The 14007-nt window shown below is 47.6% G+C and carries 14 protein-coding genes; 12 read left to right on the forward strand and 2 right to left on the reverse strand.

The window, feature by feature from the left end:
- The 5 genes from KNQ13_RS10370 to KNQ13_RS10390 form a co-directional block, all read left to right on the forward strand.
- On the forward strand, nucleotides 1-276 hold a 276-nt coding region (locus KNQ13_RS10370; RefSeq protein WP_214773221.1), incomplete at its 5' end, for an IS3 family transposase.
- 234 nt (nucleotides 277-510) lie between these two features.
- Nucleotides 511-912 (forward strand): hypothetical protein, encoded by a 402-nt coding sequence (locus tag KNQ13_RS10375; protein WP_026829744.1) that lies wholly within the window; start codon nucleotides 511-513, stop codon nucleotides 910-912.
- On the forward strand, nucleotides 891-1103 hold the full coding sequence (locus KNQ13_RS10380; protein ID WP_026829743.1) for a hypothetical protein: 213 nt from the start codon (nucleotides 891-893) through the stop codon (nucleotides 1101-1103). Before KNQ13_RS10375 ends, KNQ13_RS10380 begins: the two co-directional genes overlap by 22 nt.
- 455 nt (nucleotides 1104-1558) lie before the next feature.
- Nucleotides 1559-2713, forward strand: coding sequence for a hypothetical protein (locus KNQ13_RS10385; RefSeq protein ID WP_026829742.1), 1155 nt, complete (start codon nucleotides 1559-1561; stop codon nucleotides 2711-2713).
- The gene (locus KNQ13_RS10390) at nucleotides 2685-2915 is read left to right on the forward strand and encodes a hypothetical protein (RefSeq protein ID WP_026829741.1); all 231 of its coding nucleotides are present in this window, start codon (nucleotides 2685-2687) and stop codon (nucleotides 2913-2915) included. The genes KNQ13_RS10385 and KNQ13_RS10390 overlap by 29 nt, the downstream gene beginning before the upstream one ends.
- A 117-nt stretch (nucleotides 2916-3032) precedes the next feature.
- Here the strand turns inward: KNQ13_RS10390 and KNQ13_RS10395 are convergent, their stop codons facing one another.
- Entirely contained in the window at nucleotides 3033-3497 is a 465-nt protein-coding gene (locus KNQ13_RS10395) for a hypothetical protein (RefSeq protein ID WP_034773865.1), read from the reverse strand.
- A 47-nt stretch (nucleotides 3498-3544) separates the two neighbouring features.
- Nucleotides 3545-4549, reverse strand: coding sequence for an aminoglycoside phosphotransferase family protein (locus tag KNQ13_RS10400; protein WP_051590438.1), 1005 nt, complete (start codon nucleotides 4547-4549; stop codon nucleotides 3545-3547).
- A 162-nt stretch (nucleotides 4550-4711) separates the two neighbouring features.
- Here KNQ13_RS10400 and KNQ13_RS10405 point away from each other — a divergent pair, with 162 nt between their 5' ends.
- The 7 genes from KNQ13_RS10405 to KNQ13_RS10435 all read left to right on the forward strand — a co-directional run bounded on the left by KNQ13_RS10405 (nucleotide 4712) and on the right by KNQ13_RS10435 (nucleotide 13870).
- Complete coding sequence (locus KNQ13_RS10405; protein ID WP_026829740.1) at nucleotides 4712-6106, forward strand: hypothetical protein; 1395 nt, start codon at nucleotides 4712-4714, stop codon at nucleotides 6104-6106.
- Between the two features lie 208 nt (nucleotides 6107-6314).
- Nucleotides 6315-9032: a bifunctional 2',3'-cyclic-nucleotide 2'-phosphodiesterase/3'-nucleotidase gene (locus tag KNQ13_RS10410; RefSeq protein ID WP_026829739.1), complete on the forward strand. Its 2718-nt coding sequence runs from the start codon at nucleotides 6315-6317 to the stop codon at nucleotides 9030-9032.
- 84 nt (nucleotides 9033-9116) lie between these two features.
- A complete protein-coding gene (locus tag KNQ13_RS10415) occupies nucleotides 9117-9632 on the forward strand; it encodes a GrpB family protein (protein WP_026829738.1) in 516 nt (171 codons plus the stop codon).
- Entirely contained in the window at nucleotides 9625-10071 is a 447-nt protein-coding gene (locus KNQ13_RS10420; protein WP_026829737.1) for a DinB family protein, read from the forward strand. The genes KNQ13_RS10415 and KNQ13_RS10420 overlap by 8 nt, the downstream gene beginning before the upstream one ends.
- Nucleotides 10072-10083: 12 nt before the next feature.
- Nucleotides 10084-10953 (forward strand): alpha/beta fold hydrolase, encoded by an 870-nt coding sequence (locus tag KNQ13_RS10425; RefSeq protein WP_026829736.1) that lies wholly within the window; start codon nucleotides 10084-10086, stop codon nucleotides 10951-10953.
- 164 nt (nucleotides 10954-11117) lie between these two features.
- Nucleotides 11118-12242, forward strand: coding sequence for a GTP-binding protein (locus KNQ13_RS10430; RefSeq protein WP_026829735.1), 1125 nt, complete (start codon nucleotides 11118-11120; stop codon nucleotides 12240-12242).
- Nucleotides 12243-12346: 104 nt separating this feature from the next.
- The gene (locus KNQ13_RS10435) at nucleotides 12347-13870 is read left to right on the forward strand and encodes a cardiolipin synthase (RefSeq protein WP_026829734.1); all 1524 of its coding nucleotides are present in this window, start codon (nucleotides 12347-12349) and stop codon (nucleotides 13868-13870) included.
- Nucleotides 13871-14007 lie beyond the last annotated feature (137 nt).

Raw genomic sequence — 14007 nt, forward strand, 5'->3', positions numbered from 1 at the left:
TTCAACAACCGTCTGATTGAGGATGCCCTTCATACGTTCGGAATCCGTCGCTCGTTGAGCGAAAAGGGTTGTCCGTACGATAACGCAGTTGCGGAAGCCACGTTTAAAATCATCAAGACAGAGTTTGTCAAAAAACGAGTGTTCTCGAGTTTGACGGAGCTGGAACGCGAGTTCCAGGATTACGTGAATTGGTTCAACCACCTTCGCATACACGGTACATTGGATTATCAAAGCCCCGTTCGCTACAAACAATCACTCCTTAAGAAGATTGTCTAGTTTAGTGTTGACAATCCATCTCCTACAATGATTATTATTTTTATGACTTCACGAGTTCTCAAAGAAAGCACACAGCACTTCATGAAATGGGACATGCTCTTGGATTAGATCATCACGGACTTGCTGGAAACGTGTTGAGATCTGGCTTTTACAGTTATGAAGTTTTAGGTTCGCACGATAAGTCAGATTATCGAACTCTTTGGGGCTATTAATCCAATATAAGGAGCGTTAACTATGAAAAAATTCTTAATAGGTTCAGTAGCAGCAGTTATTGGCCTGACTGTTTATGGATTTGATCATTACCAATCAGAAAAGAAGCCGGTCAAAATTGTTAATGCATATTTAAATGAAGTGGCTGATTTTTCTGATGATCGAATTTTAGTTGGTGCTGCTCAAAATGTGTTTGTTGGAGAAGTCATTCAAGAAGTTGGGAGTAAACGACTTGATGGAACGCCGGAAACACAGTATTCGGTAAAAGTGAACAAAAATTTAAAGGGCAAGTTAAAAGGAGAAGTCATTGTTAATCAGTTTGGTGGATATGATAAAGATTCGGAAGGAAATAGCGTCTTGATTTTATATAATGAAGATGAGATGTTAAAAAAGGTCATCAATACATGTTCGCTACACGTTATTTAGAATCTGAGGACTGGCATACTGCAATTACTAACCAAGGTACGGTAGAACTTAAGAATGCTGAAGAAGAAAGCACTTCAGTTGGAAAGATCGTGAGTGCTTTAAAATCACCTATTGTTCCGGAAGCCATGAAAAATAAAGAAAAGTACAATAATCGGAAAAAAGACGATAAATCAAAATTAGATCAGGAATGATTAAAAAAGTAGGGACTTCTTTAATTGAAAGAAGTCCCTCAGATTATAGACAAACCCTCATTTCAATTACGAAATGAGGGTTTGTTGTATGTATCGGTCATTAAAACGTTCAAGGTGCTTTTATTAAACTATCCAAACTCAAGGGCTCAGTTTATATTAAGAATATCTTTCATGTTTTTTAGAACAGATTCATCATATGTTATACAGACACAAAAGTCGAAAATGATTGATGTATTGAACCGCACAAGCCTGCATTCCTTTTTTGCATTACACAAGTGTCCGCACTATTCCGATCAATCAGTTTAATAAGATACGTTCATTCGATTTAATATATTTTGAAGTAGAATCAAGCTTAGGATCTATACATACATTTAAAGTAATCGATGGTACCCGTCATCTTTTTTTTTATTTTTTCAAGTATTTGGTATGATGAGTAAAAAACAGAGGTGTCTTATTTGGAAGTAAATAAAAATTTTAACACTCCTTCGAACGTTACCATCATCGTCTTCGGTATAATAATCATCCTTTCGACAGCTTCGTTACTGTATGTGTTCCCTGATAAATTTGAAATCATCTTCGGTATCGGAACGGTGTTGTTTGTTTCGCTTGGTATTTTCGTTAACTTGAAATCACTCGCGACAGCTCAATCAGCACGAGAGGATTCAAAAAGCTCCGCTGCCTCGGCAAAAGATTCTGTCAGGGTGGCGGAAAATGCTTTGGAGATTGCGAAAAGTGAAGCTGATGCAAATGCCATGCGATATCGTATTGAAAAAGGATCGTTCTTAGCTTTGAAGAAGAAAGAATTCCTTGTTCCGCTATTCGCTCCTCATTCATATAAAGCGAGGTTTCACACAACAGAAAGTTTGGACGCGTTACACAATCCGGGTGCGATGCTCTTAGAGAATAAAGGAATGGGGACAGCAACGAATATCAGTTATAGCTTCCATCTTTTAAATGCGGACGACTATCGAAATTTAAAATTCGAATCAGATGATGTTGCGGATGATAGTGCGATAAACGAAAGCTTTTATCATTCCTACCACAGAGGATTTCCTAAGTACACTCTATACTCCAAGTTGTACACGGACCGCAAAAATGAACGTACTGGATTACTATTGACGTGTACAGAGGATCAGGGCAATTTTTCAGAACAGACTAGTCCGAGAAACAAAAAAGCTTTTCAAAGGTATATTGAGTCACCTGAAGCAATCCAAATCGGATATTTGGATAACAAAGAAGGAAAATGGATTAATCTACCACTATCATTTCGTGTTTTGAGTCATCAATACTTTTTAGAACAAAGAATCTTGAAAGAAGAATTTCGAAAAACCGCGAGTCCTCAATTGCTACTACGGGTCTATTACACGGAAGAAATCTCGGAACATATGAATCAGTTTGAAGAGGCGAGACGTGTGAAAGAATTTTTGATTACTTCTTCGAATAACATAAAAGTCGTGCCCGAACCTGCCGACACCACACACGATCGGACCGGGAAAATACTTTTATGCCAATATGTAATTAAAGCATTAGTAAACGAACCGCTTTCAAGTTATGAATCAGAACAAACGGAGGTGTCGACAGATGGAAGCACTGGACCGACTGAAGGATGATTTGGCGAACAGCGCCGACTGGAACGTGACGATCACGGTCAGCAAGAAAGACCTAGAGAAGCTCGTCGCCCTAGTTACGACTGACGAGCAACGAGACGTAGCAATCGCCACGTCCGAAGGTCTTGAAGAAGGTACCACCCGTGAACACGCCGCTGAACGTGTCACTGTCGGTAAACACGATATCGTTTTTGAGTGCAGATAACTGTTCGACCGAGAAATGTTGGCTGTCGCGGAATCCGAGCGGTCTCAAGCGGTTGATGACGAACAAGTCACAGTTAAATCAGGCATAAAAAAAGAAGGGACGATACGTCCCTTCTTTTCAATCGGCGTCTTCCCGGTCATCGGTGAAACTTTGCAATTGGAACTCATAGCTGACGTTCTTCCCATCAACGTAAGTCCGCATCATGAACTCGACCTTCCTTCGATTCATGTGGTGGATCAGATGGTAGGGCAATTCATCCGTACCGACGAACCCGAACGTCCGAAACGTATGCAAGAGAGTGGATGTATGAGTCGATGTGGACAAGCCACTCTCCTTCAAAAAGTCTTTTGCGATTTGATTCTTTGGTTCCATCCGTAAGATTTCATTCGCCACAGCGAGGGCTTCTTGTTTTGGTGTGACTTGATCGGGCACTTCCGCTAAAAACAAGAAATACTCCAGGCAGGCGACGTCTTGACGATGGGGCAGGACAACTGTTCGCTGAGCATGGTCAAACAAGATTTTTGCTTTGGCGTATCGATTCATTTCAATCAGAGTCATGAGGAAAGTGTATTCCATCGCCATATCGGTTTAATTCCTTCTTACCTCATACGAGGGGTGTTCTCGCCATTTTACTGCCACCACTTTCGGATCACCGGGCAAAGGGCTTCATAGTTTTTGAGTGCAGTTAACGTCTCAAACACCTGTTGGACGGCAGTTTGTTGTTCCTGCTCGTTTACGGGCTCAAGGCGAAGCGCTTTTGCCAAACTATACGCGAGCCATCCGAGTTTACCGGCGTAACCGGCAGAAAGAGCCGGTTCAATTGGAAAATGGAGTTTTGCACCGGTTGAAAAATATCCCTTCGTAAAAGCCTCGAAATGCGGATAGTGCAGTTGATTGTTCTCGTCGAGCGACCAGTAAAGGGCAGTTTCGATAAAATCGTGCATCGGATGAATCGGTCCGGCCGATTCCCAGTCGATGATGGTTGGTACGTCGGAGTTCCATAAGACATTTTTGGCGTCCAAATCACGGTGACTGAGGACAGTAGATCCTGCCAATTGTGTCATAGCAGTAGTGACCCTTTGATCCCATTGTTTGATTTGATCCAATGCCGCAATGAAAGGTTCTAACATCTCCAGTTTTTGTTGACGAATTTGATCTTGGAATACATCCCACTCAACAGGGGAGTAATTTGAATCGGCAGTCTGCTGAACCGGCAAGGAAAGATCCGCTTGATGAATCCGTGCAAGCTGTTCCCCGATGTGATACGCATGATTTGGTCTGATCTGATGGATCTTCAACATGATGCCTTCCGTCCAAGGAAAAACAAGATAATGATCCGTACCGATCTGTTGCAGAGCGGAAGCATGAAACGAAAGGGCAGGTACGGCTGCGACCTCGTTTTGTAAAGCCGACACAATTCGTTCCGAAGTGATGAAATTTTGCCGGGTTTCCGGACGGGAGAGGATGTTCGGATTTAGTAACTTAATAGCATACGTCCCGTGCGTTGTTTGAAGACGAAACATCTTGTGGAGGAGACCACCCGATAGTGCAGTCGGCTCTGCAAGGATGGAACCGAGTTTTAATTGTCTGCTGATTTTTTCAAATACTGTTGCATGGTTTTCTGTTATTGACACGTCGTTCCTCCTCATGGAATCAAAATCCCTCTTCTATCCATAATTGGTTATAATTAAAGTGTAGCGTACAGAAATGACCAATCGTCACAAAAATAAGACGACTGGCGTTTCTGAATGAGACAGAACAGGAATAATCAAACAAAGGAAAAGGAGGGATTGAGGATGGAGCAACGACAAGAGCGGCGCAACAGACGCTTTTCGATCATGGATCTCGTGTTCGGGATTGGATTTGGTCTGATTTTCTTTGCCGTGTTATATGGTCTGATGACGGTCGTGACCGGACAAATCGAGTCCTCAAGTGATTATCAGTCACTTGTCGCACAAATGCAGGACGCGAACGTCACCTGGGGCAGTAATGACGTGATGGTGACGTTAATGCTGCTGTTCGTCGGCGGACTCGACGTGACAATGCCGGGTGCCGTCCGGGAAGCAATCATCAACCAAGTACTCGGAGCGAGTTCGGCTGGGGATGTTCTCTCGATTTTTGGAATTGATTTGAATCAAGTGTTGTCACCGCTGACGTTTGATGTGACCTATGGTTCCTTATTGCTGTCAGTATTCGGCATTGTATTTGTTTTTATCCTCTTTTTACTGATGCGGATCAAAGCGAACCGGCTCGGCTGGACAGTCCGGTCCGTCAGTTTTTTAGTGACGGCGTGGATCGGCTGGTTCATGCTCGTTCAGCGCAGTGACTCGATTTCCTTTTTATCGTTCCAGGACGGTGTGTTGGCGCAAGGGTTGCTCGCGCTTGGCATCGTGATTGGATTAAGTTATCTGGCACTGTATCCGCAAGGGTTATCCGGTTTGTCAGCGGCAGCCCGGGGGAGTTTGCTTGTCCTGATGTTTGCGAGCTGTCTTCAGCTGTATCTCGTCATTACGGATGAATCTCAGTACGACGGCGACTCGGCCCTTCGAACGGCCTTGACGGTTGCCAGTCTTGATGCCGGTAGCGGCGGCATGTACGACTTGTTGCACGGTGGGCAGATTGCCTACAAAGCGAATGTGCTCGGTGCGGACGTTGATGTACCGGTGACGATGCTGAACGGTGAAACCTCGACCAGTCAATTAAATCAATCGATTGAAGATGTTTTGGCAGAAGTCGACACGGATCGGGTGACAGAACAACTGTTGACGATTCTCGGCGGTGAACGTCCCGATTTATCCGATACCCGGTTGAATCTTGAACCAATTGATTACGGTATCGCAAGGCAGACGATTCAAGCGCTTGATGCCGAATCAGCAGGAGTCACGCCGGAGCCGTTCAACTCGGAAAGTGCGTACTGGATCTTGATTCTGATTCCGTTTATTCTGTATTTACTCGTAAGTATCCGGGCATTCAAGACAATTCTTGATCCGATTGTTTTCGCAGTCCTGATCGGTGTCATGAGTTTCCTTGTTGCTCAAGCGACGACGGCGGACTTTACGGTTGCCTGGCGCAACGAAGCCTTGTTGCAGTTTTCCCAGCAACCCGCTGGACTGACTCCGCTCTATGCCGCCGGGATGGCACTGATTGCTGGATTGATCGGATTTGTCATCAAACGAAAACCAACTGCATGAACCAACCAAACGTCGGACGACCTGAGGAGGTCACCCGGCGTTTTTTGAGTTGGTTTGTAAAGTAGACATGAAGTCTGTAAAGCCGGTATTCAGAATTGGTTAAGCGAGTTAAATAAGACGGATGTCCGACCTATTCAAAGACGCTATAAGCTACACTGAAAGCGTGTTAAATTAGTTGAGCAGTCATTTATACTTAGGGGGAAATCAGATGAAACAAGTTACAAAAATCGTCATTGCCAGCACGTTGATCGCACCGATGCTTGCTCCTGTCATTCAAGTCAAGACACTCGCCGCCGATAACAGCGTCGTCAAACTTCGTTTTTTAGAAACGACTGATTTACATACAAACTCAATGAACTACGATTACTTCAAGGATACGCAGGATGAGACGATTGGTCTTGTCAAAGCCGCGACCGTCATCAAACAAGAGCAGAACGTCGTCGGGGAATCAAACAGCTTCCTGTTTGATAACGGGGATACGCTCCAAGGGACACCGTTTGGCGATTACGTCAAAAATCAATATGATCAAGGCAACAAAGGCAAACACCCGATGTATGAGCTGATGGAATACCTCGGTTATGACGCCGTCACCCTCGGGAATCACGAGTTCAACTTCGGACTCGACTTCTTGAAAAACGCGATGAGTGCGTCTAAAGGCGAAATCAAGTTTGTAAACTCAAATGTCCTCGATGCAGTCACGAAAAAGCCGATCGTCTCGGACTACAATGAAGACGGCAAAGACTATCAAATCATCGAACGTCAAGTCAAAGACCAAAACGGTCAGATGAAGACGGTCAAAGTCGGTGTCTTCGGTGTCGTCACACCACAAATCATGGCCTGGGATGCCGGTAACCTGACAGGCAAAGTGACAGCGGAAGATATCGTACCGGTCGCTAAAGCAACGGCGAAGAAATTAAAAGACGCCGGTGCAGACGTCGTCGTCGCGCTCGCCCATACAGGAATCGGCGATACAGAGAATCAAAAAGATGGCGACGAAAACGTTGGCTACGCGTTAACGAAAATCGCAGACATCGATGTCTTGATGACCGGTCACCAACACGGGAAGTTTCCGGATGCGAAATCTTCCTTTAACGGTTTACCGAATGTCGACGCAACAAACGGTCTCATCAACGGCAAGCCGGTTGTTATGGCCAACACACAAGGGAAAAACGTCGGCGTGATTGATCTGCAATTGAAACAGGACGGCGATAAATGGGTCGTCGATACATCGGCTGCGAAACTGGCCGACGTCACGAAAGATACGACAGCAGATGCCGGTGCCGTCAAATTGATCGAAAAAGCGCACGAAGGTACACTCGCTTACATCCGCCAACAAGTCGGAACAATCAATGACGATATCCAAAGTTTCTTTGCCCTTGTTCAAGATGATGATTCGGTCCAGTTCGTCACGAATGCACAGAAATGGTACGTTGAAAAACAGCTCAAAGAAAACGCGGATCTTGCTCAATATAAAGACTTACCACTTCTGTCTGCTGGTGCACCATTCAAAACAGGCGGTCGTAATCAAGTCAATGCGTCAGACTATACATTGATCAAAAAAGGTCCAATCGCGTTGAAAAACGTTGCCGATCTGTACGTCTATCCGAATACACTCGAAGTCGTCAAAGTCAAAGGGTCTGACGTCAAGAACTGGCTCGAGATGTCAGCCGGTCAATTCAATGAAGTGACGGATGCGAAAACAGACTTGTTGAACAAAGAGTTCCGTAGCTATAACTTCGATATTCTGGACGGGCTGACGTACGATATCGATATCACGAAACCGGCGAAGTTTGATTTCAATGGTGTGGTCGTCAATGAAGACGCAAGCCGTGTCCAAAACATCAAGTATCAAGGCAAGGAAATCAAGGACGATCAAGAGTTCCTCGTCGCAACAAACAACTACCGTGCCGGCAGCGCCAGCTTCCCGGGTCTTGGCGGCGGAAAAAATATCGTCTACAAATCGGCTTACGAAACACGCAACGTCATCTCGGACTTCATCAAAGCAAAACAGCCGGTGGATTACCAAGCGGACAACAACTGGTCGCTCGTTGCGAGTACACCGATTACGGTGGACTTTGATTCAGCCGAAGCGGCAGCCGACTACACGAAACGGTACGAAGGCATCACGAACACAGGTGTTAAACGGGCTGGTGAGACAGGGACATTCTTGAAGTTTAAACTCGACGTGCCGATGAAAGACTTTAACGTCAGCGTCAGTGCGGTCAAACCGGGTGCAAAACTTGTGACGGGAACAGCCGTCGCCGGAGCAAAAGTCACGGTGAAAAACGGCACGACGGTCCTTGGTACGGCAACAGCAGACGAAACCGGCAAGTATGCCGTCACCGTTCGTCCGGTTAAACTGCGCGACAAACTGACGGTCGTCTCGGAACTCGGCTTCATGAAAAAAGAAACGACGGTTACGGTCGGGACAGGTGTCGTCGCGACACCGGCCATCGACAAGAAATCGGCCGTCTACGGTTCGACGGTCCTGACGGGAAAAGCGACGGAAGGACTTGATGTCACGCTGTATAAAGGGTCGACGAAAATCGCGAAAGCGAAGACGACGGCAAGCGGCTTCAAGATTCCGGTCAAAGACGGTTTGATGACAGGCACGTACACAGTCAAATCGACGGACATCTCAAACAAAATTACGAAAAAAGCATCATTCACCATCAAAAACACGTATCCGGTCAAAAAATGGGCGGGTAAAAAGACATTAACGGGCAAAGTCGAGAAACGTCAAATCGTCCGCTTGTTCGAAAAAACAAGCAACGGTTATCAATTGATTGCCCAGGACGTGGCCGACAACCACGGCAACTACGTCCTGAAGATGCGGACGGGTCTTGCGATAGGTTCATACAAGATGAACATCTATACAGCATCGGACCGTCTCGATCAATCGCGTTACTTCATCACGAAAAAATAAGACAGCAAAACGGCTTCTCATTTGAGGAGTCGTTTTTATTTTTCCGACAAAACTGGCATACTGAAGACGAGGGGAGAGGATTTCATGCGACAAGTCATCGTCATACCATATCAGACGTCATGGGCGGACGAGTTCGAGCAGGAAGCCGTGCGGCTCCGAACGGTTTTCGGGGAACGGCTGCTTGCGGTGCACCATATCGGCAGCACGTCAGTCCCTGGGTTGTCGGCAAAACCAATTCTCGATATCCTGCCGGTCGTTGATTCACTCGACGGCATCGAAGCGTTTGACGTTGCGATGGAACAGATCGGCTATGAAGCGAAAGGCGAGTTCGGGATGCCGGGCCGCCGCTATTACCGAAAAGGCGGAGACGACCGGACGCATCACATTCATCTCTATGCGAGCGGCAATCCGGAAATCACCCGTCACGTCATCTTTCGCGATTACTTGCGGGAACATCCGGACGAAGTCGAAGCTTATAGTGAAATCAAAGAACAATTGGCGAACCAGTATCCGGAAGACATCGACGCCTACATCGTCGGGAAGAATACCTTCGTCAAAGCGCTGGAACGACGGGCACTTGTGTGGTCAGATCATGGATGAGTGGCAAACCGCATTACGGCGGCATGTCGGAGTCGGTGTCCGCACGACCAAGGAACTGATCCGGTTGATTCAAGCGGACGATTGGCAGAAACGACCGATTCCCGGCAAGCGGTCGGTGTATGAGGTGGCGGTCCATCTCGCGGTTTTGCTCGAAGCCGATTTACGGATCGCGACGGGGGCAAGTGCTTCCGAGATGGCGGACTTCTATGCGATACCGGTTCCAATAGACCAAATCGTGGACCGGTTGGACGAGTCGTTTCAGTATTACGAACAACGGCTGATGACCGGTTTTTTGACCCGACCGACCTATTGGGGTGTCGCGGACGGCTCGACCGGTTGGCTGCTGGAAGCAGCCGTTCATTTGTACCACCACCGGTCACAATTGTTTGATTATCTGAATCTGCTGGGTTATGAGATGGATCTGGCTTTATTTGAGTAGGGGGAAGTTGGAATGGAACGAATTGTGGATACAGCGGACGGACGGTTTGACACCCGCCTGACCGGAACAGGAAATGTGACATTCATCCTCGATCATGGGATGATGTCGAGTCATCATCAGTGGGGCTGGCTCCGCGGTGAATTATTGAAACAAGGACGGGTCTTTGAATATTCACGGCTCGGGTACGGCAAATCGACCCGTGGTAAATCAAAACGGTTGTTCACGCAACAAGCGGACGAACTGGAACGGGTCCTTGATCTGCTGGCGATTCGCGGACCGTTCGTCTTTATCGGGCATTCACTGGGGGCCTACATTTCGCTTGAACTCGGACGCCGCCGCCCGGACGACACAGCGGGGATCGTCTTACTGGATCCGTCGCATCCGGAAGTCGACGCCGAACTGCCGAACTGGTACGAACGGACACAAGAGGAATGGAACCGCTTTTTATACGGGCTCAGTCATGTCCGACCAATCGCTTGGTTGATCCCCGACGATCTCGGCGCGCGGATGTTCACGAGTCTGCCGGAAGCGGACCGGGTACCGATGTGGCGGAACATGGCACGGAAAAACCATTGGCGGGGAACGTTAGACGAGTGGCAGGCGGTTGAAGACAACAATCAACACGTCTTGCAGGTTGTCGCCCATGTCACACCCCCTGTGCTCGTTTTATCGGCTTCCGACTGGGCCGGCGGGATGCCGGAAAACTGGCTGCATCCGGAATTGACGAAACGGATTAACGCTGCCCATCAACGGTTTGCGGAGAGTCTGCCGGACGCAACTTTCCGTGTGATCCCAAACACGAATCATTATACGATTGCCGGGTTCTCACAGGAAGCGGCCGAGACAATCGTCCGTTTGATCCGGACGTCGTTTTTTGAGTAAGCGACACCAATCATCATCAAATAACAGGCTTTTTCCGGCCCGGTATCACAGACCGGAACGGAGAAAGCTTTTTTTATCGGGACAAAATCAGTTGACAGTCTAAATCGGAACGATTACTATTTAAAACGTAATCATTACGATTTGACTAAAAAGGAGATTTGAATATGCATCCGATTCCCATCACCGTTCTATCCGGTTATCTCGGCTCCGGCAAGACGACGTTATTGAACCATTTATTGAACAATCGGCAAGGGCGTAAGCTCGCCATCATCGTCAACGATATGAGTGAGGTCAACATCGATGCGACGTTGATCGAACAAGGTGGTTTTTCGCGGACGGAAGAATCATTCGTGACGTTGTCAAACGGATGTATCTGCTGTACGTTACGCGACGATCTATTACTTGAAGTGCGACGGCTCGTCGACCAAGGCAATATCGACGGCATCGTCATCGAATCGAGCGGGATCTCCGAGCCGATTCCCGTCGCCCAGACCTTTACATACATCGATGAAGACAGTTTGATTGATTTGACGGAAACGACGAAAATCAATGCGATGGTGACGGTCATCGACGGCTACCGGTTCTTGAAGGATTTTGAATCCGGTGAATCGCTGATTGAACGGCAGCAGGCGGTCGACGAGACGGATGTCCGTGAAGTCGTGGATCTGCTGGTTGATCAGGTCGAGTTCGCTGATATCATTATATTAAATAAGATCGATCGCCTTACAGATGATGAAAAACACGATGTCATCGGCTATTTGAAAGCATTGAATCCGATCGCGAAACTGATCGAGACGACCTATGCTCAGGTCGATCCGGCCGAGATTTTGGACGTCGATCTGTTTGATTTCGAACAGGCGGCAGCAAGCGCCGGTTGGATTCGCGAGCTGAATGCCGAGGAACATGTTCCGGAGACGGAAGAATACGGGATTAGTTCGTTTGTCTACACGCGTGACGTCCCTTTTCATCCGGAACGTTTGCTGGCCTTGATTGAGGCGTGGCCGGAAGAAGTCGTCCGCGCCAAAGGCTTTTTGTATCTCGCGACCCGTCCGGAAATCGCGCTGTTGTTCAATCAAGCAGGATATGCGTCGAACATGGAATATGCCGGACGTTTTGAGAGTGTCAACGATCGCCGGACGGAACTGGTCTTGATTGGCATCGGCTTTGATCAACAAACACTCGAAGCACAGTTTGATGCCTGTCTCGTCCGAGCAGATGAAAACGACTGGTCATCACTCCGGGATCCGATTCCGGGGCGTGAGATGTACGACATGAATTTTTCAAAATAGGTCAACTTTTCAAGAAATCACATCCGTGGTTTCTTTTTTTGCTATATTTTTAGAGAAGAGAGGGAAATGATACAAGAAGAGTATGTTGTAGAGGGGGAAATATAGTGCGCAATCGGCTTGTTCAGTTCGCGCTCGTGTTTTTAGTAGCTGGCGGTATCATCTGGGGATTGTACCAGCTCGGCTATTTATTTTATGTCTTAACGATTTCGGCGACGGTCGTCCCGCTCGCGGTCATCATGATCATCTTCATTGAGAACCGGACGGCAGAGTCGACGATCGCCTGGTTCCTGGTCTTGATTTTCCTGCCGATCCTTGGCGTCATCATCTGGATGATGTTTGGGCGCAATCCGCGTCGACGCCGGCGGAATCGCCGGTCACATGACGAACGGATGTTACTGAAACAGGCGATTCGTCCTGTTCGGTCACTTGCCGTCAGTGAGTTGCCACCGAATCATTTGAAGCTTGCCAATACGATCCGGAACTTTGGCGGCGGAGGGGTCGACGTCCACACGGCGAGTCAGATCTTGACGAACGGGAGTGAGACGTTCCCGGAAATCTTACGGATGATTCGCTCGGCAAAACACCATGTCCATATTCAGTATTATATTTATCGAAGCGACGAGACCGGTCAAGCGATCCGTGATGCCTTGATCGAACGGCTCGAAGCGGGGGTCGAGGTCCGGTTCATGTTCGACGGTCTCGGCAGCTATATGCTCGGGGAGGGATTTTTGAAGCCACTCCGGGAAGCAGGGGCGAAGATTGCCGCCTATGACCCGATTTCAAGTCCGTTGTTCATCTTTACGGCAAACTTCCGGAATCACCGGAAAATTGTCGTCGTTGACGGCAAGGTCGGATTCACGGGCGGACTTAATGTCGGCGATGAATACGACGGCAAAAGTAAGAAGTTTGGTTTTTGGCGTGATACCCATCTCAGGCTTGAAGGGCGGGCCGTCAAGGAATTGCAGGCGACGTTCCTCGATGACTGGTTGTATGCGCATTTAGAGGGCAGTGATACGTGGGAGACGTTTGCCGGTGATGAAGCGATTCAACACTATTTCCCGAAACATGATGTCGAATCAGACGGCGCGGTTCAGGTCGTGACGAGTGGACCGACATCCAAAGATCCGGCGATCCGTAACGCTCTAATCGCCGCCATCATTTCAGCCCAACGCTCGATCTGGATTTCGACCCCTTACTTGATTCCGGATAATGAGACGATGACACTGCTTCGTCTTGCAGCGCGGGCGGGACTCGACGTCCGGATTTTGACTCCCGGAAAAGGGGACAGCTTTACATCCTACTACGGGACACGGTCGTACTTCGGTCCGTTACTGAGTGACGGTGTCAAGATCTATACGTACAACCGTCATTTCGTCCATGCGAAGTTGTTTTTGGTCGACGGGAAGATTGCCGTCGTCGGGACGGCGAACATGGACATCCGGAGTTTTGTCTTGAACTACGAACTGATGGCCTTCATGTATGACTCTGAGAGTGCCGGTCGACTCGAACGCGATTTCATCGATGATTTTGAGGTCTCGATTCAGCTGTCATCCGCTGATTATGTCAAACGACCGATGCGGTTCCGGATCTTCGAATCGTTTTCACGTCTGATTTCACCATTGCTCTGAAAAATGAAGCGGATCGTCCTTGATTTCAAAGGATGGTGCGTTTTTTTGATTAACTGTCACTTGAAACGGGAACAACAAGTCCTATACACTAATAGTGTAATCGGTTGCACACTTATCTATTGGAAGGAAGTGACAAG

It is taken from the genome of Exiguobacterium sp. s128 (genome assembly GCF_018618815.1).
Classification (GTDB): Bacteria; Bacillota; Bacilli; order Exiguobacteriales; family Exiguobacteriaceae; genus Exiguobacterium_A; species Exiguobacterium_A antarcticum.